Consider the following 24,439-nt stretch of genomic DNA (forward strand, 5'->3'; position numbering starts at 1 on the left):
GCGGGGTGTCCGGCAACGCCCGTCAGGCGTCCGGGACTTCAGGCGTCCGGCGCCTCAGGCGTCCGGCAGATGGGACTCCAGCAGCTCCGGGTCCTCGCCTTCCTCCTCCAGCGCCTGCCGCACGACCCGCAGCGCCAGGCCCTCGGAATAGCCCTTGCGGGCCAGCATCCCGGCGAGCCGCCGGATGCGCTTCTCCCGGTCGAGGCCGCGGGTGGAACGCATCTTCCGCTCCACCAGCTCGCGCGCCGTCTCCGCCTCCTGGTCGGCGTCCAGCCTGCCGACGGCCTCGTCGATCAGCTCGGAGTCCACGCCCTTGGTGCGCAGCTCACGGGCGAGCGCGCGCCGGGAGAGCCCCCGACTCTGGTGCCGGGAGTCCACCCAGGACTCGGCGAACGCGGCGTCGTCGATCAGCCCGACCCCCTCCAGGCGGGCCAGCACTTCCTCGGCCGCCTCCTCCGGGATCTCCCGCTTGCGCAGCTCGTCGGCGAGCTGCTGCCGGGTGCGCGCGCTCCCCGTGAGCAGCCGCAGACAGATCGACCTGGCCCGCTCCACGGGATCGCGCTGCTCCAGCTCCCGCTGCGCCTCACGCTGCGACTTCTCCCGGGACTTCTGCCGGGACGCCCCCCGCTGCTTCCCCTTGCCGCGCCCGCGGCCCTCCCCCTCGGGCCCCGCGCCGTCGCCGTCGTACGCGGCCCCGTACTCACCGCCGTACGCGCCCTCGTACCCCCCGTCGTGCTCGCCGACGTGCCCGTCCTCGGGCTCGCGGTCCCCCCGCCACCGCGAGCCCTCGGCCGTGCGCGACGGCCCCGCCTCGGCCCTCGACGAGGCGGGACCGCCGCAGTCCTCCTCTTCCGGCCAGTGGGTGCGCCGTGTCACGGATCAGCTCTTGGCGGTCGAGGACGCCTTGGACGCCTTGCCCTTGGAGGCCGGTGCGGGGACCGACTTGGCGGCGTCGGCGGGGGCCTCTCCGCTCGCGGCGTCCGCGCCCGGCTCGGCCTCCGGCTCCTCGGGCCTGACCCCGATGCCCAGCTTCTCCTTGATCTTCTTCTCCAGCTCGTTGGCCAGGTCGGGGTTGTCCCGCAGGAAGTTGCGGGAGTTCTCCTTGCCCTGGCCGAGCTGGTCGCCCTCGTAGGTGTACCAAGCGCCGGACTTGCGGACGAAGCCGTGCTCCACGCCCATGTCGATCAGGCCGCCCTCGCGGCTGATGCCCTGGCCGTAGAGGATGTCGAACTCGGCCTGCTTGAAGGGCGGGGCCACCTTGTTCTTCACGACCTTGACGCGGGTACGGTTGCCCACCGCGTCGGTGCCGTCCTTGAGGGTCTCGATGCGGCGGATGTCGAGGCGCACCGAGGCGTAGAACTTCAGCGCCCGGCCACCCGTGGTGGTCTCCGGGGAGCCGAACATCACGCCGACCTTCTCGCGGAGCTGGTTGATGAAGATCGCGGTGGTCTTGGAGTGGCTGAGCGCACCGGTGATCTTCCGCAGCGCCTGGCTCATCAGCCGCGCCTGGAGACCCACGTGCGAGTCGCCCATCTCGCCCTCGATCTCGGCCCGCGGCACCAGGGCCGCCACCGAGTCGACCACGATCAGGTCGAGCGCGCCGGAGCGGATCAGCATGTCCGTGATCTCCAGCGCCTGCTCGCCGTTGTCCGGCTGGGACAGGATCAGGCCGTCGGTGTCCACGCCGAGCTTCTTGGCGTATTCGGGGTCCAGGGCGTGCTCGGCGTCCACGAAGGCCACCGTGCCGCCGGCCTTCTGCGCGTTGGCCACCGCGTGCAGGGTCAGGGTCGTCTTGCCGGAGGACTCCGGGCCGTAGACCTCGACCACGCGGCCGCGCGGGATGCCGCCGACGCCGAGGGCCACGTCGAGAGCGGTGGAGCCGGTGGGGATCACCTCGACCGGCTCGTTGGGCCGCTCTCCCATCCGCATGACGGCGCCCTTGCCGAACTGCCGCTCAATCTGCGCGAGGGCTGTCTCCAGCGCCTTCTCGCGGTCGGTCTCTGCCATGGGTGTCACCCGGTTCGTCTGAGTCGTTCGCTTCACGTCCAACGACGCTAGCGGCTGCCACTGACAATCGGCCCCCAGGCTCCCGCCGGGCCGTCTGCGTCGGTCACCTATAAGAATCCATGTTCGATTTTTGCGTCAAGCCGATCACCCCCGGCGCGCCGCCCCTCCCCCTCCCCAACGACCGCGGCACCGGGCGATGTTGGTGACCCGCCCCACGCCCCCGCACCCCGCCGGACTTGACCCTCACACCCATGTCAGGGCGCAGCCTGTCGCCCATGACACAGATCTCCGGCCGCCCCGCGCCCGCCCCCGTACCCCCGCAGGCCCTCCCGTACGACCTGGCCACCACCGTCACAGGGTCGGGCCCCGGCATCCTGCTCGCGCACGGCGCCGGCGGGGGCGTCGCGGCGAACTTCGCGCCGCTCGTCCCCGCGCTCGCCGCGGAGCACACCGTGATCGGTGGCGACTACCCCGGCTCCGGGGACACGCCCCGTTCTCCGGAGCCCTTGGACCTCGACGCGCTGGCCGACTCCCTGGCCGGCGCGGCGGTACGGGCCGGGGCCGGGACCTTCACGGTGCTCGGCTACTCGCTCGGCACGGCGGTCGCGGCGCGGCTGGCCGCACGGCACCCGGAGCGGGTGCGCGGCCTCGTGCTCACGGCGGGACTGGCACGGGCCGACCGCAGGCTGCGGCTGTCCATGGGCGTGTGGCGTGACCTGCTCGGGCGCGGGGACACCGCGGCGTACGCGCGCTTCAACGCGCTCACCGCCTTCGGCGCGGACCACCTCGACTCCCTCACGGAGGAGGAACTGGCCGCGCTGCTCCCGGAGATCGCGGACACCGTGCCGCCCGGCGCCCCGGAGCAGGCGGCCCTCGTACAGACCGCCGACACCACGGCCGACCTGGCGGGAATCACCGTTCCCACCCTGGTCGTGGCCACCACGCAGGACACGCTGGTGTCGCCCGCGCACTCGCGCCGGGTCGCGGAGCTCGTGCCGGGCGCCGAGTACGCGGAGCTGGCGACCGGTCATCTGCCGATGGTGGAGGACCCGGCCGGCTGGCAGTCCCTGATCACGGACTTCCTGCGGCGGCACGGGCTGTGAACCGGGCGCCGGGGGACGCGCCCGGTCCCGCTCTTACGGGCCGCCTCCCGTACGGGTCAGTCCTCCCGTACGGGTCAGTCCCGCTCGTCCCCCGCGCCGTCCTCGCGGCCGCCGGCGCCCCCGTCCTCCGGGGACCCGCCGGCCTCCGGTGACCCGCTCTCGTCCGGGTCCTCGTGGCCTCTCCGGCGCCGCCACAGCCCCCGCACCCCGCGCCGCTGGGCCACCCGCAGGCTCGGGTCCGTCACGTCGTACCGCTTCACGTACGCGCCGAGGAAGCCCTGCAGCGTGGCCGTCGCGGGGATCGCGATCAGCGCGCCGACCACGCCCATCAGCGCGGTCCCGGCGATCACCGAGCCGAAGGCGACGGCGGGGTGGATGTCCACGGTCTTCGCGGTGATGCGCGGTTGCAGTATGTAGTTCTCGAACTGCTGGTAGACCACGACGAAGACCAGCACCCACACCGCGGCCCAGGGCTCGACGGTGAACGCCAGCAGTATCGGCAGCGCCCCCGCCAGATAGGTGCCGACGGTCGGGATGAACTGCGAGACCACGCCCACCCAGACGCCCAGCGCCGGCGCGTACGGCACCCCGAGCCACTGCAGGAAGAGGTAGTGCGCGAAGCCCGAGACCAGGGCCATCAGGGCGCGCGAGTAGATGTAGCCGCCGGTCTTGGCGACCGCGATCTCCCAGGCGCGCAGCACCTCGGCCTGCCGGTTGGGCGGCAGCACGGAGCACAGCGCGCGGCGCAGCCGGGGCCCGTCGGCGGCGAAGTAGAAGGAGAAGAGGCAGATGGTCAGCAGCTGGAACAGCGTGCCCAGCACGGTCGCCGACCAGCCCCAGACGTGCTCGGCGTTCTCCTGCACGTAGTTCCGCAGCCAGTCGGAGTGCAGGACGTTGTCCTGGAGCTTGTTGACGCTGAGCTTGGTGTGGAAGGTCTTGTTGATCCACACGACGACGTCCTGCACGTAGGACGGCAGGTTGTCCACGATCCGGGTGACCTGCTCGGCGAAGACCGAGCCCAGCGCGCCGAAGAAGCCCGCGACCAGCACGAACAGCGCCAGGAACACCAGCGCGGTGGCGAACCCGCGGCGCATCCCGTACGAGGCCAGCTTGTCCACCGGGGGCTCTATGGCCAGCGCCAGGAAGAACGAGATCAGGATGTTCAGCAGCAGCCCGGTCACCTGGTGGAAGGCCCAGGTGCCGAGCTGGAAGCAGCCCAGCAGCGCGAGCGCGAGCACGAAGGCGCGGGGCAGCCAGCGCGGCATGCGGCTCTCGCGGTCGTCGGCCTGCGCGGAGTGCGGACCGCCCGGCGGCCGCCCGCCCCGCGCACCGCCCGGCGGCACGCGCCCCGAGCGGTGCGCGCCGCGCCCCGCGTCGCCCTGTCCGGCGCCCGCCCCGGCGCCGCCGCCCGCGCCGTGCGTGGCCACCGTGCCCTCGGGCTGCCGCGGCGAAGGCGGCACGGGCTCCTCGCGGGTGCCCGGCGCCTCCCCCGTGCCCCGCGCGTCCCGTGCCCCGCGCTCCCCGGAGCCCGGCACGGGCCCCGTGTCCTGCGTCAACTCCCGCCGCTGTACCGCGTCGTCCTCTCGCTCACCCACGGGGAGCAGTCTGGACCACCGGCCGGTGCACCGTGCACTCGACGCACCTCAAGACGCCTCTTGTCGGTCTTGTCGGGCGGCGGCTCATCCCTTCGGCAGCCCATCCCCTCGGCGGCTCGTCCCCTCTCGGGTCATCTCTTGTCGGGCGGGACCTCCACCGCGACGCACACCGCGCGCCACACCTCCTTCGCCGGCCGGCCCGCCGCCAGTGCCTCGTACACCGTGCGTCCGCCGAGCTCGGACATGACGTGGTCGCGCGCGAAGGAGTCCGCGTACGAGCCGCCGAAGTGGTCCGCCATCCGCTGCCAGAAGTCCGTCAACCGCATGCGTCCAGTATCCCGCCCGCGGGGGTGGGTACTCCCCGTGCCCTGCGCCGCCGCCGCGCGCGGCCCTAGGGTCGGAAGATGGCAGCGACTTCAGCGACGCCCCTCTCCCGTGCCGAGCGCTTCGTGTGGCTGACGGCCCGCGTGCTCGAACAGCGCCGGTTCGCCTTCCACTTCCTCAAGGACGGTACGGACGCCGACGCCGTGCTGGCCGCGCTCGACGCGTACCGGAACGGGGACGGCGGGTACGGGCACGCGCTGGAGCCCGATCTGCGCGGCCCGGTGAGCCAGCCGCTGGCCACCGCCACGGCGCTGCGGATCCTGGACGAGACCGGGCGCTGCCGCGGGCAGGCCGCCGAGCGGGTCTGCCGCTATCTGACGGGGATCTCCACCCGGGACGGCGCGCTGCCCGCCGTGCACCCCTCGCAGCGCGGCTATCCGGCGGCGCCGTGGATCCCGGTGCAGGACGATCCGCCGAGCGACCTGCTGGCCACGGGGCCCGTGGTGGGGATGCTGCACCGCAACGACGTCTGGCACGCGTGGCTGTTCCGCGCGACGGACTTCTGCTGGGCCGCCGTCGAGTCGCTGGAGAAGACCCATCCGTACGAGGTGCACGCGGCCGTCGCCTTCCTGGACAACGTGCCGGACCGCCGGCGCGCCGAGGCGGCGGCCGACCGGCTGGGCCGGATGGTGCGCGAGCAGCGGCTCGCGGTGACGGATCCGGAGCGGGTCTCGGACCCCACGGCGTTCCCGGTCCCCGAGGGGTACGCGCCGGGCGAGCACCACTACGTGACCGACTTCGCGCGCACCCCCGGCTCGCTGGCCCGCCGCTGGTTCACCGAGGCGGAGCTGGACGCCAGCCTGGACGCGCTGGCGGCGCGGCAGCGCGAGGACGGCGGCTGGCCGGTCACCTGGCGGCTGTGGGCGCCCGGCACGGAGCTGGAGGCGCGCCCGGCGGTGACCATCGAGGCGCTGCTGACCCTCCGCGCGTACGGCCGCCTCTAGCCCGCTTCCCGCTGCTCGGCCAGCCCGCTTTCCACTGCTCGGCTAGTCCGCTTCCCGCTGCTCGGCCCCGCCGTCCTCGCGGAGGAGCAGCGCCGCGATGGCCAGCGCCGCTCCGCGGGGCGCCGCCAGGTCGAGTCCGGTGGCCGCCGAGATGCGGGCCAGCCGGTTGTCCACGGTGTTCGGATGCACGCCCAGCAACTCGGCCGTGCCGCGCCGCCGTTGCCGCGCCTCCAGGTGTACGCGGAGGGTCCGCAGCAGTTCGGGCGCGTCGGCGACGGGGTCGAGCAGCGCCGCGATGGCCCGGCTGCCCGCGCTGGGCCGCGAGAGGTGGAACTCCAGCAGTACGTCGTCCAGCCGGTGCACCCCTGGCGGCAGCCCCGCGGCGCGCGCCACCCGCAGCACCTCGGACGCCGTGTGCGCGGCCTCCGGCACCTCGGCGGGATCCGGTGAGCGCACGGCGGCGGCCCGCACACCCTCGCCGCACGCGCGGCGCAGCCGGCCGGCGAACCCCTCGGGCACGTCCTGCGCGCCGGGCACCACGGCGGTGCCGCACGGCCGCCGCGCCTCCGCCTCCACGTCCGCTTCCAGGAGCGCCGGGACCTCGGCGCCGAAGGCCTGGTCGAGCAGGGTCTGCACGCGCCGCAGCACACGCCGCCGCCCCACGCCCGCACTCCCCCGCGCCCCCTCGATCCCGTCCCCGGGGATCTCCAGCACCAGCACCAGGCACGGCCGCGCCGGGTCGAGGCCCAGCCCCTCGGGCGGCGGCGCGGCGGCCGTACCGTCCCCCAACGTGCCGTCCAGCAGCGCCCGTACGAGGCTGCGGCGGTGCTCGCGGCGCTCGGCCTCCAGCGCGGCGCGCTCCTCCAGATAGGTCTCGGCGACCGCGCCCACGGTGCTCTCGTGCGCGCGCATCAGCAGCTCGGTGAGCTCGATGAGCGCGGCCTCCTCGCCGGGCGCGCAGGCGTCGCGGAGCGCCTGCCACAGCACGTACACGCCGAGCGTGTGGGTGCGCAGCAGGAGTTGCAGGGGCACGCCCTCCTCGGCGCGCTGGGCCGCCCGTTCGCGGAACAGGGCGTCGTCGGCGTGCGCCCCGTGCGGGTCGCGCACCCGGTCCAGGAACCGCCGCATGCCGTGCCGCGCCGTGGCCGCGATCTCCAGTTCCCTCATGTCGCCGGGGATCGCCGCGTACCCGGGGAGCCGCTCGAAGGTCTCCCGCACCATGTGCCGGGCCAGCTCGTTCACCCGCGGTTCGCAGCGCCGGGCGAGTCCGCGCGCGGCGTCCGACAGCTCCACGGGGCCTCCAGGTCGCGGTGGTTGTGGCGGGTCACAGCGCGCACGGCCGCCGGGTGTGACGCGAGCCGGTACCGCGCGCCCGTACCCCGCCCGAGACTCGGTCCCGCACTCCCGAACGGAAGATCCCAGCGGAAGGCGAGGAGGCACACACTATGACGGAGCACAAGGCCGGCGGACATGACGGGTACGCCGCGTACGCGGACCGCGTGTGGCGCGGCGAGGAGAGCCTGCGCGCGCACCTGACCGGCGAGTTCACCGGCCCCGAGCTGGTGCGCCTCGGCGAACGCACAGGCTTCTTCCCGGCGTTCGCGAACGTGGCGGTCTTCGACACCGGCGACGGCCTGGTCCTGGTCGACTCCGGCGACGTCCGCACGGCGGAGACCCTGCATGAGGCGGTGCGCGGCTGGTCCTCCGCGCCGGTGCGCGGCGTGGTCTTCACGCACGGCCACGTGGACCACGTCTTCGGCGTCGCGCCCTTCGACCGCGAGGCGGCGGAGCGCGGGACCGAACCGCCCCAGGTCATCGGGCACGAACTGATCGCCGAGCGCTTCGACCGGTACGTGGACACGGCGGGCTACAACGCGTGGATCAACCGGCGGCAGTTCGGTGTGCCGGCCCTCCGATGGCCGACCAGCTACCGCTACCCGGACACCACGTACCGGGACAGGACGACCGTGCGGCGCGGCGCGCTCACCTTCGAGCTGGTGCACGCGCGCGGCGAGACCGACGACGCCACGTACGTGTGGATCCCCGAGCTGCGCACGCTGTGCACGGGCGACCTGTTCATCTGGAACGCGCCCAACGCGGGCAACCCGCAGAAGGTGCAGCGCTACCCCGAGGAGTGGGCGGCGGCCCTGCGCGAGATGCAGCGGCTCGGCGCCGAGGTGCTGCTGCCGGGACACGGTGTGCCGATCACCGGCGCGGACCGCGTCGACCAGGCGCTCGGCGACAGCGCGGCGCTGCTGGAGACGCTGTGCGAGCAGACCCGCGCGCTGATGAACGAGGGGAAGCGGCTGGACGAGGTGCTGCACGGCGTGCGGGTCCCGCAGGAACTGCTGGACAAGCCGTATCTCCACCCGGCGTACGACGAGCCGGAGTTCGTGGTCCGCAATCTGTGGCGCCTGTGGGGAGGCTGGTACGACCAGAACCCGGCCCACCTCAAGCCGGCCCCCGACGCGGCGCTCGCGGCCGAGATCGCGGAGGCGGCCGGTGGCGCGGAGCGGCTCGCGGAGCGCGCGCACGCGCTCCTGGAGGCCGGCGAGCCGCGCCTGGCCACGCACTTCGCCGAGTTCGCCGGCCAGGCGGCCCCCGACGACCCCGAGGTGGCCAAGACCCGCTCCGAGATCTACGCGCACCGAGCGGCGTCCGAGACCTCCACGATGGCCCGCGGAATCTACAACTGGGCAGCAGGCTCCCCCACCAACAGCACCCCGAACTTCACAGTCGGCTTGATAGACGACTGCTGACCGTCCCCCCCCCACCGAGGTGTGGGCAGTCGTTCCGCAAGGGGCGGAACGGGTGGGCACACCGGAACCGCAGCCCCCGGCCCCACGCACCCACAGCGAAAAGGGGCCGGGGCGAAGCCCCGCTCAAAAGGGGGTCCGGGGCGAAGCCCCGAAGGGTCCGGGGGCACCGGCCCTCATCCCGTAGCGGCGAGCTCCACACGCAAACGGGGCCGTTGTCAGACCCAAGATGCACGATGGACCCCATGGCGAGCGAACCCGCACTAGACCACTTCTCCCCAGCGACCAGGGCATGGTTCACCGGCGCCTTCACCGGCCCCACCCCCGCACAGGAGGGCGCCTGGCACGCCCTCGCCGAGGAGTCGGACGCCCTGGTCGTCGCCCCCACGGGCTCCGGCAAGACGCTCGCCGCCTTCCTCTCCTCCCTCGACCACCTGGCGGCGACCCCGCCCCCCGCCGACGCGCTCAAGCGCTGCCGCGTGCTCTACGTCTCCCCCCTCAAGGCCCTCGCCGTGGACGTGGAGCGCAACCTCCGCAGCCCCCTCACGGGCATCCGCCAGGAATCCGTACGCCTCGGCCTGCCCGAGCCGGACATCCGCGTCGGCATCCGCTCCGGGGACACCCCGGCGGCCGAGCGCCGCTCCCTCGCGCGCCGCCCGCCGGACATCCTGATCACCACGCCCGAGTCCCTGTTCCTGATGCTGACCTCGGCGAGCAGGGACGCGCTCTCCGGCGTGCAGACGGTGATCCTCGACGAGGTGCACGCGGTCGCGGGCACCAAGCGCGGCGCCCACCTCGCGCTCTCCCTGGAGCGGCTGGACCGCATGCTCGACAAGCCGGCCCGCCGCATCGGCCTGTCCGCCACCGTCCGCCCGGTCGACGAGGTGGCCCGCTTCCTCTCCCCGCAGCGGAATGCCAAGGTCATCCAGCCCCCGTCCGGCAAGCGCTTCGACCTCTCGGTGGTCGTCCCGGTCGAGGACATGGGCGAGCTCGCCGCCTCGCCCGCGCAGGAGGCGGGCGGCGACGGCCCTGGCGGCGGCGCCAAGCCCTCCATCTGGCCCTCGGTCGAGGAGCGCATCGTCGATCTCGTGCAGGCGCACCGCTCGACCATCGTGTTCGCCAATTCCCGCCGCATCGCCGAGCGTCTGTGCAACCGCCTCAACGAGATCGTGTATGAGCGCACCACCGGCGAGCCCCTCCCCGAGCACCACTCACCGGCCGAGCTCATGGGCAACGCGGGCGCGGAGAAGGGCGCCCCCGCGCTGATCGCCAAGGCGCACCACGGCTCGGTCTCCAAGGAGCAGCGCGCCGTGGTCGAGGAGGACCTCAAGTCGGGGCGGCTGCCCGCCGTGGTGGCCACCTCCAGCCTGGAGCTGGGCATCGACATGGGCGCGGTGGACCTCGTCGTGCAGGTCGAGTCGCCGCCCTCGGTCGCCTCCGGCCTCCAGCGGGTCGGCCGCGCGGGCCACCAGGTCGGCGCGGTCTCCTCGGGCGTCGTCTTCCCGAAGTACCGCGGGGATCTGGTCCAGTCGGCCGTGGTCACCGAGCGGATGCGGGAGGGCGCCATCGAGGCCCTGCACGTCCCCGCCAACCCGCTGGACGTGCTGGCCCAGCAGCTCGTCGCGATCACCTCCATGGACACCTGGGACGTGGACGAGCTGCTCGCCCTCGTGCGGGGCGCGGCGCCGTTCTCCGCGCTCCCCGAATCCGCGTTCCACTCCGTGCTGGACATGCTCGCCGGGCGCTATCCCTCCGACGCCTTCGCCGAGCTCCGCCCGCGCGTGGTGTGGGACCGGGTCGCGCACACGGTGAGCGGGCGCCCCGGCGCGCAGCGGCTCGCCGTCACCTCCGGCGGCACGATCCCGGACCGCGGCCTGTTCGGCGTCTTCCTCGCGGGCGCGGACCCGAAGAAGGGCGGCGGCCGCGTCGGCGAGCTGGACGAGGAGATGGTGTACGAGTCGCGGGTCGGCGACGTCTTCACCCTCGGCACGACCTCCTGGCGCATCGAGGACATCACCAGGGACCGGGTCCTGGTGTCCCCCGCACCGGGCGTCCCGGGCCGCCTCCCGTTCTGGAAGGGCGACCAGCTCGGCCGCCCGCTCGAGCTGGGCCGGGCCCTCGGCGCCTTCCTCCGCGAGACCGGCGCCCTCGCCCCCGACGCCGCACACGCCCGGCTGACCGCGGCGGGCCTGGACGAGCTCGCCGTGCGCAATTACCTCGCCTATCTCAAGGAGCAGCGCGAGGCCGCGGGCCACATCCCCGACGACCGCACCATCGTGGTCGAGCGCTTCCGCGACGAGCTGGGCGACTGGCGCGTGGTCGTGCACTCCCCCTTCGGCGCCCAGGTGCACGCCCCGTGGGCACTCGCACTCGGCGCCAGGCTGCAGGAGCGGTATGGCATGGACGCCCAGGTCATGCACGCCGACGACGGCATCGTCCTGCGCCTGCCCGACGCCGACCTGCTGGGCCTGGACCTGCTGGACGACGCGGCCCCCGCGACGGGTTCGGGCGCCGACGACCGTACGTACGATCCGGAGCAGGCCCCCGTGGGCGCCTCCGACGTCCTCTTCGACAGGGACGAGATCGAGCAGACGGTGACCGATCAGGTCGGCGGCTCGGCGCTGTTCGCGGCACGCTTCCGCGAGTGCGCGGCCCGCGCGCTGCTGCTGCCCCGGCGCAATCCGGGCAAGCGCACCCCGCTGTGGCAGCAGCGCCAGCGCGCGGCCCAACTGCTCCAGGTGGCCAGCGACTTCGGCTCGTTCCCGATCGTCCTGGAGGCCGTGCGCGAATGCCTCCAGGACGTCTTCGACGTGCCGGGCCTCAAGGAGCTGATGGGCGACATCGAGGCGCGCCGCGTCCGCATGGTCGAGGTCACCACCCCCGAGCCCTCCCCCTTCGCCCGCTCCCTGCTCTTCGGCTACGTCGCGCAGTATCTGTACGAGGGCGACTCCCCCCTCGCCGAGCGCCGTGCCGCGGCGCTCTCCCTCGACTCCCGGCTGCTGTCGGAGCTGCTGGGCCAGGCCGAGCTGCGCGAGCTCCTCGACCCCGACGTCCTCCACGAGCTGGAGCGCGAGCTCCAGTGGCTCACCGAGGACCGCCGCGTCAAGGACGCCGAGGGCGTCGCCGACCTGCTCCGGCTCCTGGGCCCGCTCACCGGCCCCGAGCTGGCCGAGCGCGGCGCCGACCCGTCCTGGCCCGAGGAGCTGGAGGCCGCGCGCCGCGCCCTGCGCATCCGCATCGCGGGTACGGAGCACTGGTGCGCCATCGAGGACGCGGGCCGCCTGCGCGACGCGCTCGGCGCGGCCCTCCCGGTCGGCGTCCCCGAGGCGTTCACCGAGCCGGTCGCCGACCCCCTCGGCGATCTCCTCTCCCGCTATGCCCGCACCCACGGCCCGTTCACCACCGCCGAGGCCGCCGCCCGCTTCGGTCTCGGCCAGGCCGTCGCCGACGGGGCGCTGCACCGCCTCGCCGCCAACGGCCGCCTCGTGCAAGGGGAGTTCCACCCCTCCGGCGCAGGTCAGGAATGGTGCGACGCCACGGTGCTGCGCCGCCTGCGCCGCCGCTCCCTCGCCGCGCTCCGCGAGGAGCTGGAGCCGGTGCCGCCGGCCGCGCTCGCCGCGTTCCTGCCCCAGTGGCAGCACCTGGGCACCCGCAGCCTGCGCGGCATCGACGGCCTCGTCCGCGCGATCGAACAGCTCCAGGGCGCCCCGGTCCCCGCCTCCGCGCTGGAGAAGCTGGTGCTGCCCTCCCGCGTCACCGACTACAGCCCCTCCCTCCTCGACGAGCTGACCGCCTCGGGCGAGGTGGTGTGGGCCGGCATGGGCGCGCTCCAGGGCAAGGACGGCTGGGTGTCCCTCCACCTCGCCGACACCGCACCGCTGCTGCTCCCCCAGCCCCTCCCGCTGGAGCTGTCGCCCCTGCACCAGGCGGTGCTGGACGTCCTCGCCCCGGGATATGGCCTGTTCTTCCGCCAGATCGCCGACCAGGTGCGCGCCGCGGGACACCCCGACGCCACCGACCCCCAGCTCGCCGACGTCCTGTGGGACCTGGCCTGGTCGGGGCGGGTCACCAACGACACCCTCGCGCCCCTGCGCGCCCTCCTCGGTTCGGGCCGCACCGCGGGGTCCACCGCGCACCGCGCCAAGAGAGCGGTCCCGCGCGGGCATTACGGCTCCCTCACCGCGGCCGCCACCCGCACCGGCACCAACAGACCCACCGCCTCCCGTACGGGTCCTCCCACCGTCGCGGGCCGCTGGTCCCTCCTCCCCGCCCCGGAGACCGACCCCACGCACCGCGCCCACGCGCTGGCCCGCACCCTCCTGGACCGGCACGGCGTGGTCACCCGCGGCGCCGTCACGGCCGAGGGCGTCGAGGGCGGCTTCTCCGCTGCGTACAGGGTCCTCGCCGCCTTCGAGGAGACCGGTCAGGCCCGCCGCGGCTATGTGGTGGAGGGGCTGGGCGCGGCCCAGTTCGCGATGGACGGCGCGGTGGACCGGCTGCGCGCGGTGCACACCGCGAGGGAGCGCGAGCGCCCGCTGCGCACCGCGGTCCTCGCCGCCGCCGACCCGGCCAATGCGTATGGCGCCGCCCTCCCCTGGCCCCAGCCCCTGGAGGGCTCCACGCACAAGCCGGGCCGCAAGGCGGGCGCGGTCGTCGTCCTGGTCGACGGCGAGCTGGCGCTCTATGTGGAGCGCGGCGGCAAGACCCTCCTCGCCTGGCCCGGCGCGGAGGACCCCGGCGCTGACGGCGCCACGCCCCAACTGCGCGCAGCGGCCGAGGCGCTGGCCGCCACGGCCCGGGACGGAGCCCTGGGCTCCACGGTCACGGTGGAGCGCGTAAACGGCTCCCCCGCCCTGAATTCCCCGCTGTCCCACCTCCTGGAGCAGTCAGGTTTCCACGCGACCCCAAGGGGGCTACGCCTGCGCGCAGACTGACCAGTCAAGAAGCAGCACACCCGCGAGAAGCGACCACAGGCGCGCCACCGCTCGAAGCAGGGGGGGGGCGGCCGGAGGCGCGGAGCGTCGTAGGGGGCCCGTAACGCACAAGGCAGTAGCGACCACAAACCCACATCCGCCGCAGCGAAAGGCAACCACGCACCCAAACTGGCGGCATAAGCGCACAAAGCCGTCCGGCGGCATAAGCACACACGCACAAAGCAGGGCACACAGCGGAACGCAACACCCGCGCCCAAGAAGCCCCCACCCGCAAAATAGGAACATGCCCGAAGGAGACACCGTCTGGCACACGGCGAGCCGCCTCCACGCCGCCCTCGCGGAGCGCACCCTCACCCGCACCGACTTCCGCGTACCCCGCCTGGCGACCGCCGACCTCGCGGGCCGCCGCGTCCTGGACGTCACCCCGCGCGGCAAGCACCTCCTCACCCGCGTCGAGGGCGGCCTGACCCTGCACTCGCACCTGGGCATGGACGGTTCCTGGCGGCTCGCACCGTCCGGCAGGGCGCCCCGCGGCCCCGCGCACCACATCCGCGCCGTGCTGGTGACCGCCGAGCAGACCGCCACGGGCTATCGGCTGCCCCTCCTCGAAATCCTCCGCACCGCCGAGGAGCCCACCGCGCTCGGCCACCTCGGTCCCGACCTCCTGGGCCCCGACTGGGACGCCGAGGAGGCGGAACGCCGCCTGCTCTCCGCGCCGGACCGCCCCCTCGCCGAGGCCCTGCTCGACCAGCGCAATCTGGCCGGGATCGGCAATGTCTACGCCGCCGAGCTCTGCTTCCTCGCCGGCACCTCGCCCTGGGCCCCGGTGGGCTCGCTCCGCGAGGGCCTGCTCCCGCGCCTGCTCGCCACGGCCCGCCGCCTCCTCGACGCCAACAAGGACACGTACGACCGCCGCACCACCAAGGCGGCCCTGCGCGCGCCCGGCAACGCCCCGTACGACAGCGACCGGGCGCTGTGGGTGTACGGCAGGGCCCGCCGCCCCTGCCACCGCTGCGGCACCCCCGTAGGCACCGGCACCTACGGGCCGCCCGAGCGCGCCCGCACGGTCTGGTACTGCCCGCGCTGCCAGCCGGGCCCCGCCCAGGAGGCCAACGAAGGCTCCGCGCACACCAATTGACGCCCCGTCAGCTCCTCCGTAGCGTCGTTGCCCATGACGCTCACCGCGTACGACCTCACCGGCCGCACCGCCCTGGTCACCGGCGCGGCCGGCGGCATCGGGCGGGCCACCGCGCTGCTGCTCGCCGAGGCGGGAGCCGCCGTGCACTGCGCCGACCGCGACGCCGCGGGCATCAAGGAGACCGCGGCCCTCATCGCGGCGGCGGGCGGCACGGCCCACCCGCACACCACCGACGTGACCGACCCCGCGGCCGTGCAGGAGACCGTCGACGCCGCGGCCCGCACCGGCGGCGCGCTGCACATCACCGCGGCGATCGCCGGGATCATGCACCGCAGCCCGGTGCTGGAGACCGACGAGGCGGACCTCGACCGCGTACTGGACGTCAACTTCAAGGGCGTCCTGCGCACCTGCCGCTCCGCGGCCCGCAGCATGATCGGCACGGGCACCCGGGGCAGCATCGTCACCATGGCCTCAGGCGCCGTCGACGCCGCGGCCCCCGGGCTGCTCTGCTACAGCGCGGCCAAGGCGGCCGTCGTCCAGCTCACCCGCACCCTCGCCGCCGAGACCGGCCGGCACGGCCTGCGCGTGAACTGCGTCGCCCCCGGCTGGGTCAGCACCCCGATGACCGCGAAGAACAGCGCCGAGGACCAGCAGCAGACCGAGGCCGCGATGGCGCGCATGTCACCCCTGGGCCGGACCGGTACCGCCGAGGACATCGCGCACACCGTGCTGCACCTCGCCTCGGACGCCTCGGCCTTCACCACGGGCCAGATCCTCCGTCCGAACGGCGGCGTGGCGATGCCGTGGTGACGTGCACCGGCACCACGCTCAGCCCCCAGCCGCCCGCCAGCAGCGCCGCCTCGACCGCCCCGCCGTCCCCGGTGACCAGCCGCCACCCGGCCCACAGCCACCCGAGGGTCGCGAGCACGCCCACCCCGTACACGGCGTACTGACACACCCGCGGCAGCCCACGGAGCCCACGCGCCCCCGGCAGCCCGCGCACCCCACGAGCACGCGCACCGAGCAACCCACGCGGCGCACACCCCCGAAGAAGCGCACGCACCCCGCTCAGCACACGAAGCCCGCCCGACGCACGAAGCCCGCTCAGCGCACGGAGCCCATCCGGCGCATGAACGCAACGAGCCCCGCCGCGACCCGTCGAGCGGGTCCCAGCGGGGCTTTCCTCGCGGTGGGCACGGACCTCGCCGTACCCCGCCGCGGGCCGCGGGCGACGCACCACCGGTGCGCTACGCGGCCACCACGTCCACGGCCTCTGCGGGCGCCTTGATCGTGACGCGCTCCTCCGGAACGCCCGTGACGGAGGTCACGGAGACCGGGTTGAGCACCGGACGCATCGCGGGCACCGAGTCGCTCGCGGCGGACTCGGCCAGCTCCGCGAGCGCCAGCTCGTCGCTGACCTCCCGCATGAGCTCGGACATCCGTACGTCGAGGGCCTCGCAGATCGACGAGAGAAGCTCCGAGGACGCTTCCTTCTGCCCGCGCTCGACCTCGGAGAGATAGCCGAGCGACACACGGGCGGAAGAAGAGACTTCGCGCAGGGTCCGGCCCTGGCGCTGGCGCTGCCGACGCAGCACGTCACCCAGCAGGCGACGGAGCAGAATCATCGGTGCTCCTCCCTCTCAACGCGCGGCGTCTTCCACAGCCTGTTCCCGACCGGCGTGCCGGGCCCGGAACTTACAGGCTCCACCGTACCGCCTCGGGCTGTGCCCGTGCGGGGAGCGATGTCGTGTTCACTCAGGGCTGCAAACATCCATTCCCCCCTGGTTGTTCCCTATCCTTTGCCCGCCCTGTCTCGGTCAATTCATGGCAGAGCAGTCTGAGTACGCCCTGGACGCTCGCCTCCCGGATCGCCGGGCGGTCCCCGTGCGGCCACAGCCGCTCCGCGAGCACCCCGCCGTCGGGCCCCGCGACGGCCACGAACACCGTGCCCACCGGCTGCCCGTCCTGCGGCTCGGGCCCCGCGACCCCGGTGGTGGCCAGGCCCCAGTCGGCGCCCAGGGCCTCCCGCACGCCGCGGGCCATCTGCCGCGCGACCTCGGCGTCCACCGCGCCCCGCTGGTCGAGCAGGGCCTCGTCCACGCCCAGGATCCGCTGCTTGAGCCGGGTCGCATACGCGGTGACGGAGCCGACGAAGACCCGCGAGGCCCCCGGTACGGAGGTGAGCTCGGCGGCGGTGAGGCCGCCGGTCAGCGACTCCGCGACGGCCAGCGTCTCGCCGCGCCCCGCGAGCAGCTCCACGGTCCGCGCGGCCAGCCCGCCCTCGTCGCCGGCGCCGGAACCGGTCCCGGCGCCACCCCGGTCATCAGCCCGCGCTCCCGCGGGCTCCCCCGAGGGGGCGGGCTCGCGGTCGTTCTCCCCGTTCACGCCCTTCACGGCTGCTCTGCTCCGGCCGCCTGCCCGTTCGCTCCCTCCGGCCGGTGCTGCGCCCCCGGCGCCTCCGCCGTACACGCGGACGAGGCCGCGCACACCGCGCTCGCCGGAGTCGCCCCGCCACCGGAAGCGGCGCCGGCAGCGTCCACACCGCCGTCCGCGTCCGCACGGCCACCCGTCTCGCCCGCATCGCCCGTATCGGCGGCAGCCGCCGCGGCGGCCCGCTGCCGCGCGAGCCCGGCCCTGCGCAGCACGAACGCCTGCCGTACGTAGTCGAGCCCGGTCACCACGGTGAGCACCACGGCGGCCGCCATCGTCCACCAGCGCAGCGTGGCCAGCGGTCCCGTCAGGATCAGCACATACATCCCGACCGCGACGCCCTGGGTCAGGGTCTTGAGCTTGCCGCCCCTGCTGGCCGGGATCACCCCGTGCCGGATCACCCAGAACCGCATCAGCGTGATGCCCAGCTCCCGGAAGAGGATCACGCCGGTGACCCACCAGGGCAGATCGCCCAGCGCCGAGAGGCAGATCAGCGCGGCGCCCATGATCGCCTTGTCCGCTATCGGGTCGGCGATCTTGCCGAAGTCGGTGACCAGGTTGTGCCGTCTGGCCAGCTCGCCGTCGAAGAGGTCGGTGATCATCGCGATGGTGAACGCCGCCCAGGCGAAGGACCGCCAGGCCGGGTCGTGGCCGCCGGCCCACAGCATCAGCACCGCGAAGCACGGCACGAGCAGCAGCCGGACCATCGTGAGGATGTTGGCGATGTTCCACAGGCTGACCTTGCGTGCGGTCGCCGCGGTCTTGCGCTGGGCCACCGCGCCGCCACTGGAGGCGGAGGCCGACATTCCCGTCATCCGCTCGCCTCCTCACCGGCTCCCGCGGCTCCGCCGACCCCGCCGATCACCTCGGCGACCAGGTCGACGCCTTCCGTCCCGACCACCTTCGCCTCGACCATACGTCCGATGGCCGAGCCCTGTCCCAGCTCCTCGTCACCGCCCGACAGCAGCACCTGTCCGTCGGTCTCGGGGGCCTGGTGCGCCGCGCGGCCGATCGCCCCGTCCTCCTCGTCCACGGCCTCGACCAGGACGCGCACGGTCTCGCCGAGGCGCTCCTCCGCGCGCTGCGCGGTCAGCTCCTCGGCCAGCCTGGACACCCGCTCGAGGCGCTCGGCGACGGCCTCCGGGTCGTTCTTGTCCGCCTCGGCGAATGTCGCGGCCTCGGTGCCGTCCTCGTCCGAATATCCGAAGACGCCGATCGCATCCAGGCGGGCCGCGCCGAGGAAGCGCTCCAGCTCTTCGACGTCCGCCTCGCTCTCGCCGGGGAAGCCGACGATGAAATTGGACCGCACGCCGGCCTCGGGGGCCTTCGCGCGGATCGTCTCCAGCAGCCCGAGGAACCTGTCGGTGTCCCCGAACCTGCGCATGGCGCGCAGCACCCCGGGCGCCGAGTGCTGGAAGGAGAGGTCGAAATACGGCGCGACCTTGTCGGTGCCCGCGAGCACGTCGATCAGGTCGGGGCGCATCTCGGCGGGCTGCAGATAGCTGACCCGCACGCGCTCGATGCCGTCCACGGCGGCGAGCTCCGGCAGCAGCGTCTCCAGCAGCCGGATGTCGCCGAGGTCCTTGCCGTACGACGTGTTGTTCTCCGAGACCAGCATGATCTCCTTCACGCCCTGCTCGGCCAGCCACCGGGTCTCGCCCAGCACGTCGGAGGGGCGCCGGGAGACGAAGGAGCCGCGGAAGGAGGGGATGGCGCAGAACGAGCAGCGCCTGTCGCACCCCGAGGCCAGCTTCACCGAGGCGACCGGGCTGCCCCCGAGCCGCCGCCGCAGGGGTGCCCGCGGCCCCGAGGCCGGGGCGACCCCCTCGGGGAGGTCGGCGGGCGCCGGCGCGGGCTCCTGCGCGTGGCCCGGCAGCGCGACGGCGGCGTCCTGCCGCTCGGCGGGGCTGACCGGGAGGAGCTTGCGGCGGTCGCGCGGCACGTGCGGGGCGTGCACGCCGCCGCCGAGGATGGTCTGGAGGCGGTCGGAGATGTCGGCGTAGTCGTCGAAACCGAGCACGCCGTCGGCCTCGGGCAGGGCCTCCGCCAGATCCTTGCCGTACCGCTCGGCCATGCAGCCGACGGCGACCACGGCCTGCGTGCGGCCGCCGCCCTCGCGGGCGGCGGCCTTGAGATCGTTGGCTTCCAGCAGGGCGTCGACGGAGTCCTTCTTGGCGGCCTCGACGAATCCGCAGGTGTTCACCACGGCGACGTCGGCGTCTCCGGCCTCCTCCACGAGGTCCCAGCCGTCCGCCGCCAGGCGGCCTGCGAGCTCTTCCGAGTCCACCTCGTTACGGGCGCAACCGAGGGTGACAAGTGCGACGGTACGGCGTTCAGGCATGGCCTCAGCCTACTTCGTCGTACCGACAGTCCCTTCCGCCAGGGGCTCAGCCGGCTTCCGGATCGCCCTTCGTGTAGCTGACGCGCTCGACCTGGCCGACCTCGCCAACGTGCTTGACCTCCTTGCCGTTGACATACAGCTTGACCCCGCCCGCGTTGCCGAGCACCAGGTCGAGCCGCTTGTCGTCGGTGAGGGTCTTGGACTGGCCCTTCTTCAGGACGCCCTCGTGGACCAGGCGGCCGTTGTGGTTCTTGGCCGAGACCCAGCTGTTGCCCTTCTCCGCGGTCATCTTGACAGTGACCTTGTCGGCGGGGGCGGCCGCGATCGCGCTGTCGCTGGGCTTGGGGTCGGCGGTCTTGCCGTTCTTGCCGCCCTTGCCCTGGCTGGGGTGCGCGGTGTCGGAGGGCTTGGCGTTCTTGCTGGGAGCGTCCCCGGCGACCGGCTTGCCCGAGTCGCCGCCACCGCCGCTGCCGGCGAGCGTGAAGCCCACGAACCCGACGACCGCCACGATCGCCGCGACCATGGCGGCGGTCCAGTTGGGGCGTCGCGGCTCGGGCTTGATCCGCTCGGCCTCGAAGAGCGAGGCCGGGGCCGCGGGGGCCGCCTCCTCCGCGTGCTCCTGGTTGAACTGCTCCACGAGCGCGCCGGGATCGAGGCCGACCGCGCGCGCCAGCGTACGGATGTGCCCGCGTGCGTAGACGTCGCCGCCGCAGCGCGAGAAGTCGTCCTGCTCGATGGCGTGCACGATGGGCACGCGCACCCGGGTGGACGCGCTGACCTCCTCGACGGTCAGCCGTGCGTCGATACGGGCCTGTTGGAGGGCTCGACCGACCGGGGGCCGGTTCTCTTCCGGGACCGAAGGGCGGTCCTCTTCGGGGGAGTTGCCGATGGACACGGGGGCGCCTTTCGAGCGTGTAGCCACCTGCTGGGCGTTCAGTCTAGGTCCGGTGCGAAAGGGTGGGGCAAGCGGGCGGACGGACTTTGTACGCCATCGGGAGTGCCACGCGACGGCGGCACCGACACATCCCGCAGGACCTTCCCTCCCCTTGACGTACCGGCGGAGAGATCGGTTGCCTCGCTGGTTCTTACGGGTGATTCTCCCCGCGGATCACCGCGAGCACGCCATCCAATTCATCGGGTTTGACGAGTACGTCCCGGGCCTTGGACCCCTCACTGGGCCCGACCACCCCGCGCGACTCCATCAGGTCCATCAGCCGCCCGGCCTTCGCGAAGCCCACGCGCAGCTTGCGCTGCAGCATGGAGGTCGAGCCGAACTGGGTCTGCACGACCAACTCGGCCGCCTGGCAGAGCAGATCGAGGTCGTCGCCGATCTCCTCGTCGATCTCCTTCTTCTGCTGCTGCCCGCCGGTCACGTCGTCCCGGAAGACCGGGGCCATCTGGTCCTTGCAGTGCTGGACGACGGCCTGCACCTCGCCGTCGCCGACGAAGGCGCCCTGCATGCGGACGGGCTTGTTCGCGCCCATCGGCAGGAAGAGCCCGTCGCCCTTCCCGATGAGCTTCTCGGCGCCCGGCTGGTCCAGGATGACCCGGCTGTCGGCGAGCGAGGAGGTCGAAAAGCCCAGCCGCGACGGCACGTTCGCCTTGATGAGCCCGGTGACCACGTCGACCGAGGGGCGCTGGGTGGCCAGCACCAGGTGGATGCCCGCGGCGCGCGCGAGCTGGGTGATGCGCACGATCGCGTCCTCCACGTCGCGCGGCGCCACCATCATCAGGTCCGCCAGCTCGTCCACGATGACCAGCAGATACGGGTACGGAGCGAGCTCGCGCTCACTGCCCTCGGGCGGCTTGACCTTGCCCTCGCGGACCGCCTGGTTGAAGTCGTCGATGTGCCGGTAGCCGTAGGCCGCGAGGTCGTCATAGCGCAGGTCCATCTCGCGCACCACCCACTGGAGGGCCTCGGCGGCCTTCTTGGGGTTGGTGATGATGGGCGTGATGAGGTGCGGGATGCCCTCGTACGCGGTGAGCTCGACGCGCTTGGGGTCGACCAGCACCATCCGTACGTCCTCCGGAGTGGCACGGACCATGATCGAGGTGATCAGGCAGTTGATGCAGGAGGACTTGCCCGAACCCGTGGCGCCCGCGACGAGGATGTGCGGCATCTTCGCGAGGTTGGCCGAGACGTAGCCGCCCTCGACGTCCTTGCCGAGCCCCACCAGCAGCGGGTGCTCGTCCTCCGAGGCGTCCGCGGTGCGCAGCACGTCCCCGAGGTTGACCATCTCCCGGTCGCTGTTGGGGATTTCGATGCCGACGGCCGACTTCCCCGGGATCGGGTTGATGATCCGCACGTCGGGGCTGGCCACCGCGTACGCGATGTTCTTGGCCAGCGCGGTGATCTTCTCGACCTTCACGCCGGGCCCGAGCTCGATCTCGTACCGGGTGACCGTCGGGCCGCGGGTGAAGCCGGTGACCCCCGCGTTCACCTTGAACTCGGTGAAGACCTGCGTCAGCGACTCCACGACCTCGTCGTTGGCCGCGCTGCGGGTCCGCCCGGGGCCGCCCCGCTCCAGCAGGTCCAGCGAGGGCAGCGCGTACGTGACGTCCCCGGCGAGCTGCAACTGCTCGGCGCGCGGCGGCAGATCGGCCGGGTCCGGGGGCGCAGCGGCCTTGGTGAGGTCGGGCACCTCGTTGCGCTCCGAGGGCTCGGCGTCGGCGCGGGCGCCGGGCACGGCACCGCTCGCCGCGCCCTCCCCGGCGCCCTCCTTGCCGCTCGCGGCCTTGCGCTTCTTCTGCACCCCCGTGGTCAGGTCGGCGACCAGCGGGGACGGCTGGACCCCGTGCAGCACGGCGCCGTCCAGCGCGGTCGCGGCAGCGGCTGCCACGTCCACGGCGTCCCGGGACCCCGCGCCCTCGTACTCCTCGTCCTCGGCCGCGCGCCTCTTCCCCTTCGCGCTCCGGCGGCGGCTGTCCAGCGCCTCCTTCTCGGCGAGCGAGGAGTCGAGGTTGTCCTTGCGCATGCTGTGCTTGCGCGGAGCGCGCTCGGCCGCCTCGTCCTCGTACGCGTCCTCCTCGGGCTCCTCGGGGGCGACCACCCCGAGGCGCTCCAGAAAGCCGCGCACCCGGCGCGGAACGGCGTTCACCGGGGTCGCGGTGACCACCAGCAGCCCGAAGACCGTGACCAGCACCAGCAGCGGCGCCGCCAGCACCTCGCCGACCGTGAAGACCAGCGGGCGGGAGGCCGCCCAGCCGATGAAGCCGCCGGCGTCCCGCAGCGCGTCGTCGCCCTGGCCGCGCCCGGGGGCGCCGCATCCCAGGTGCACGAGACCGAGCACTCCGAGCACCAGGGCCGAGAGCCCGATGACGATGCGTCCGTTGGCGTCCGGCTTCTCCGGGTGCCGGATCAGGCGTACGGCGATCCCGCCCAGCAGCAGCGGCACCAGCAGATCGAGCCGGCCGAAGGCCCCGGTGACCAGCAGCTCGACGAGGTCGCCCACGGGACCCTGCAGGTTGGACCAGGTCCCGGCCGCTATGACCAGCGCCAGGCCGAGCAGCAGCAGCGCCAGCCCGTCCTTGCGGTGCGCGGGGTCGAGGCCCTTGCCGCTGCGGCCTATGCCGCGGAACACCGCGCCGACGCCGTGCGCCGCGCCCAGCCAGCAGGCGCGGACCCCGCGGAAGACGACATTGGTCGGATTCGGCGCGGGCTTCGGCGCGGGCCTGCCCTTGCCCTTCGGCGCCGCCTTCTTCGCGGTCTTCTTCGCCGGCGCCTTCTTGGCCGCCGCCTTTTTGGGCTGGGCCTGCTTCGCCGGTGCCTTCTTCGGGGCAGCCTTCTTCGCGGGCGCCTTCTTGGCTGCCTTGCCGCTTCCGGACGTACGTGAGGCCATGGGGGCGAGATTACCGTCGGCGGACGGCTGAGGCACGGACACCCGGGGGCACAGCAGTGCGAAAGGGACGCAGATTCGCCGCTGCTGACGGAGCGTCAGGCCCGGAGCCCGCCGATCCCGCTCCGCGCGGATCAGTTCTGCGAGGGCACCTGCGCGGAGTCGCCGCTCCCGCCGTTGTCCCCGTTGCCCGGCTCCAGGGCGTCAAGTGCCCTGCGCAGCCCGGTCAGTTTGCGCTCCAGGTGCGCGGCGGTCGCCACCGTGGCCTGGTCGGCGGAGTCGCCGAGCTGCTTGGACAGCGCCTCGGCCTGCTCCTCGACGGCCGCGAGCCGCGCGGAGAGCTCCGCGAGGAGGCCCAGCGGCTCGCCCGCGGCGGCGCTCTCCTCCTCCGGCGGGGTGGTCTCCGGCTGCTGGGCGCCGCTCTCCAGCTGGAGGCGCAGCAGCGCGGCCTGCTCGCGGAGCTGGACGTTCTTCATGTACAGCTCGACGAAGACCGAGACCTTGGCGCGCAGCACCCACGGGTCGAAAGGCTTGGAGATGTAGTCCACGGCGCCCGCCGCATAGCCGCGGAAGGTGTGATGCGGCCCGTGGTTGATCGCGGTGAGGAAGATGATCGGGATGTCCCGGGTGCGCTCCCGCCGCTTGATGTGCGCGGCGGTCTCGAAACCGTCCATGCCCGGCATCTGGACATCCAGCAGAATGACCGCGAAGTCGTCGGTCAACAGCGCCTTGAGCGCTTCCTCCCCTGACGATGCCCGCACCAGCGTCTGATCGAGCGCGGAGAGGATCGCCTCCAGCGCCAGCAGATTCTCCGGCCGGTCATCGACCAGGAGGATCTTGGCCTTCTGCACCATGGCCCGTCCTCCTCGCCCCGGCAGCCCCTCGGACGCCGCCCCTGGGAGCGGCTCCTTCATGCCGCCGCCCGTCCTTGTGCCGGTCATGGTAGCCGCACCCCGCGGTCCGCCACACCC

General features: G+C 73.6%; 19 protein-coding genes. 6 read left to right on the forward strand and 13 right to left on the reverse strand.

Going from position 1 to position 24,439, the window contains the following annotated elements; all coding sequences use genetic code 11:
• Nucleotides 1-54: 54 nt before the first annotated feature.
• Nucleotides 55-876, reverse strand: a complete 822-nt coding sequence (gene recX / locus ABEE00_RS16185; RefSeq protein WP_345746163.1) for a recombination regulator RecX — start codon at nt 874-876, stop codon at nt 55-57.
• A 3-nt stretch (nt 877-879) separates the two neighbouring features.
• Nucleotides 880-2,007, reverse strand: a complete 1,128-nt coding sequence (gene recA / locus ABEE00_RS16190) for a recombinase RecA (RefSeq protein ID WP_345746164.1) — start codon at nt 2,005-2,007, stop codon at nt 880-882.
• A 275-nt stretch (nt 2,008-2,282) separates the two neighbouring features.
• Between recA and ABEE00_RS16195 the strand changes: the two genes are divergently transcribed.
• Nucleotides 2,283-3,110 (forward strand): alpha/beta fold hydrolase, encoded by an 828-nt coding sequence (locus ABEE00_RS16195; protein ID WP_345746165.1) that lies wholly within the window; start codon nt 2,283-2,285, stop codon nt 3,108-3,110.
• Nucleotides 3,111-3,184: 74 nt separating this feature from the next.
• Here the strand turns inward: ABEE00_RS16195 and ABEE00_RS16200 are convergent, their stop codons facing one another.
• Together ABEE00_RS16200 and ABEE00_RS16205 are read right to left on the reverse strand one after the other, a co-directional pair.
• Nucleotides 3,185-4,453: an AI-2E family transporter gene (locus ABEE00_RS16200; RefSeq protein WP_345746216.1), complete on the reverse strand. Its 1,269-nt coding sequence runs from the start codon at nt 4,451-4,453 to the stop codon at nt 3,185-3,187.
• A 383-nt stretch (nt 4,454-4,836) separates the two neighbouring features.
• On the reverse strand, nt 4,837-5,031 hold the full coding sequence (locus tag ABEE00_RS16205; protein ID WP_345746166.1) for a DUF3046 domain-containing protein: 195 nt from the start codon (nt 5,029-5,031) through the stop codon (nt 4,837-4,839).
• 78 nt (nt 5,032-5,109) lie between these two features.
• Here ABEE00_RS16205 and ABEE00_RS16210 point away from each other — a divergent pair, with 78 nt between their 5' ends.
• Entirely contained in the window at nt 5,110-6,033 is a 924-nt protein-coding gene (locus ABEE00_RS16210; RefSeq protein WP_345746167.1) for a hypothetical protein, read from the forward strand.
• Between the two features lie 42 nt (nt 6,034-6,075).
• On the opposite strand, the gene ABEE00_RS16215 is transcribed toward ABEE00_RS16210, so the two are convergent.
• The gene (locus ABEE00_RS16215; RefSeq protein ID WP_345746168.1) at nt 6,076-7,326 is read right to left on the reverse strand and encodes a PucR family transcriptional regulator; all 1,251 of its coding nucleotides are present in this window, start codon (nt 7,324-7,326) and stop codon (nt 6,076-6,078) included.
• Between the two features lie 152 nt (nt 7,327-7,478).
• Between ABEE00_RS16215 and ABEE00_RS16220 the strand changes: the two genes are divergently transcribed.
• From ABEE00_RS16220 to ABEE00_RS16235, 4 genes are all read left to right on the forward strand, one after another.
• Complete coding sequence (locus ABEE00_RS16220) at nt 7,479-8,792, forward strand: alkyl sulfatase dimerization domain-containing protein (protein WP_345746169.1); 1,314 nt, start codon at nt 7,479-7,481, stop codon at nt 8,790-8,792.
• 242 nt (nt 8,793-9,034) lie between these two features.
• Entirely contained in the window at nt 9,035-13,723 is a 4,689-nt protein-coding gene (locus ABEE00_RS16225; protein WP_345746170.1) for an ATP-dependent helicase, read from the forward strand.
• A gap of 283 nt (nt 13,724-14,006) precedes the next feature.
• Nucleotides 14,007-14,861, forward strand: a complete 855-nt coding sequence (locus ABEE00_RS16230; RefSeq protein WP_345746171.1) for an Fpg/Nei family DNA glycosylase — start codon at nt 14,007-14,009, stop codon at nt 14,859-14,861.
• Nucleotides 14,862-14,894: 33 nt separating this feature from the next.
• Nucleotides 14,895-15,671: an SDR family NAD(P)-dependent oxidoreductase gene (locus tag ABEE00_RS16235; protein ID WP_345746172.1), complete on the forward strand. Its 777-nt coding sequence runs from the start codon at nt 14,895-14,897 to the stop codon at nt 15,669-15,671.
• Here the strand turns inward: ABEE00_RS16235 and ABEE00_RS16240 are convergent.
• The 8 genes from ABEE00_RS16240 to ABEE00_RS16275 all read right to left on the reverse strand — a co-directional run bounded on the left by ABEE00_RS16240 (nt 15,619) and on the right by ABEE00_RS16275 (nt 24,322).
• On the reverse strand, nt 15,619-15,819 hold the full coding sequence (locus tag ABEE00_RS16240; protein WP_345746173.1) for a hypothetical protein: 201 nt from the start codon (nt 15,817-15,819) through the stop codon (nt 15,619-15,621). The two genes, ABEE00_RS16235 and ABEE00_RS16240, sit on opposite strands and share 53 nt — an antisense overlap.
• Nucleotides 15,820-16,108: 289 nt before the next feature.
• The gene (locus ABEE00_RS16245) at nt 16,109-16,486 is read right to left on the reverse strand and encodes a helix-turn-helix domain-containing protein (RefSeq protein ID WP_345746174.1); all 378 of its coding nucleotides are present in this window, start codon (nt 16,484-16,486) and stop codon (nt 16,109-16,111) included.
• 130 nt (nt 16,487-16,616) lie between these two features.
• Nucleotides 16,617-17,135, reverse strand: coding sequence for a CinA family protein (locus ABEE00_RS16250; protein WP_345746217.1), 519 nt, complete (start codon nt 17,133-17,135; stop codon nt 16,617-16,619).
• Between the two features lie 116 nt (nt 17,136-17,251).
• Complete coding sequence (gene pgsA / locus ABEE00_RS16255; RefSeq protein WP_345746175.1) at nt 17,252-18,106, reverse strand: CDP-diacylglycerol--glycerol-3-phosphate 3-phosphatidyltransferase; 855 nt, start codon at nt 18,104-18,106, stop codon at nt 17,252-17,254.
• Nucleotides 18,103-19,632 (reverse strand): 30S ribosomal protein S12 methylthiotransferase RimO, encoded by a 1,530-nt coding sequence (gene rimO, locus ABEE00_RS16260; protein ID WP_345746176.1) that lies wholly within the window; start codon nt 19,630-19,632, stop codon nt 18,103-18,105. The genes pgsA and rimO overlap by 4 nt, the downstream gene beginning before the upstream one ends.
• A gap of 46 nt (nt 19,633-19,678) precedes the next feature.
• Nucleotides 19,679-20,527 carry a helix-turn-helix domain-containing protein gene (locus tag ABEE00_RS16265; protein WP_345746177.1) on the reverse strand — a complete coding sequence of 283 codons (849 nt, stop codon included), beginning with the start codon at nt 20,525-20,527 and terminating at the stop codon, nt 19,679-19,681.
• 190 nt (nt 20,528-20,717) lie between these two features.
• A complete protein-coding gene (locus ABEE00_RS16270; RefSeq protein ID WP_345746178.1) occupies nt 20,718-23,471 on the reverse strand; it encodes a DNA translocase FtsK in 2,754 nt (917 codons plus the stop codon).
• A 131-nt stretch (nt 23,472-23,602) separates the two neighbouring features.
• The gene (locus tag ABEE00_RS16275; protein WP_345746218.1) at nt 23,603-24,322 is read right to left on the reverse strand and encodes a response regulator; all 720 of its coding nucleotides are present in this window, start codon (nt 24,320-24,322) and stop codon (nt 23,603-23,605) included.
• Between the last annotated feature and the right edge of the window lie 117 nt (nt 24,323-24,439).

Source organism: Streptomyces odontomachicola (assembly GCF_039605595.1).
In the GTDB taxonomy this organism is placed as follows: Bacteria; Actinomycetota; Actinomycetes; order Streptomycetales; family Streptomycetaceae; genus Streptomyces.

Excerpts from the sequence above, each read along its gene's own strand:
- recA (WP_345746164.1), bottom strand. The coding sequence starts at position 2,007 with ATGGCAGAGACCGACCGCGAGAAGGCGCTGGAGACAGCCCTCGCGCAG.
- ABEE00_RS16195 (WP_345746165.1), top strand. The coding sequence starts at position 2,283 with ATGACACAGATCTCCGGCCGCCCCGCGCCCGCCCCCGTACCCCCGCAG.
- ABEE00_RS16205 (WP_345746166.1), bottom strand. The coding sequence starts at position 5,031 with ATGCGGTTGACGGACTTCTGGCAGCGGATGGCGGACCACTTCGGCGGC.
- ABEE00_RS16210 (WP_345746167.1), top strand. The coding sequence starts at position 5,110 with ATGGCAGCGACTTCAGCGACGCCCCTCTCCCGTGCCGAGCGCTTCGTG.
- ABEE00_RS16220 (WP_345746169.1), top strand. The coding sequence starts at position 7,479 with ATGACGGAGCACAAGGCCGGCGGACATGACGGGTACGCCGCGTACGCG.
- ABEE00_RS16225 (WP_345746170.1), top strand. The coding sequence starts at position 9,035 with ATGGCGAGCGAACCCGCACTAGACCACTTCTCCCCAGCGACCAGGGCA.
- ABEE00_RS16230 (WP_345746171.1), top strand. The coding sequence starts at position 14,007 with ATGCCCGAAGGAGACACCGTCTGGCACACGGCGAGCCGCCTCCACGCC.
- ABEE00_RS16235 (WP_345746172.1), top strand. The coding sequence starts at position 14,895 with ATGACGCTCACCGCGTACGACCTCACCGGCCGCACCGCCCTGGTCACC.
- ABEE00_RS16245 (WP_345746174.1), bottom strand. The coding sequence starts at position 16,486 with ATGATTCTGCTCCGTCGCCTGCTGGGTGACGTGCTGCGTCGGCAGCGC.
- pgsA (WP_345746175.1), bottom strand. The coding sequence starts at position 18,106 with ATGACGGGAATGTCGGCCTCCGCCTCCAGTGGCGGCGCGGTGGCCCAG.
- rimO (WP_345746176.1), bottom strand. The coding sequence starts at position 19,632 with ATGCCTGAACGCCGTACCGTCGCACTTGTCACCCTCGGTTGCGCCCGT.
- ABEE00_RS16270 (WP_345746178.1), bottom strand. The coding sequence starts at position 23,471 with ATGGCCTCACGTACGTCCGGAAGCGGCAAGGCAGCCAAGAAGGCGCCC.
- ABEE00_RS16275 (WP_345746218.1), bottom strand. The coding sequence starts at position 24,322 with ATGGTGCAGAAGGCCAAGATCCTCCTGGTCGATGACCGGCCGGAGAAT.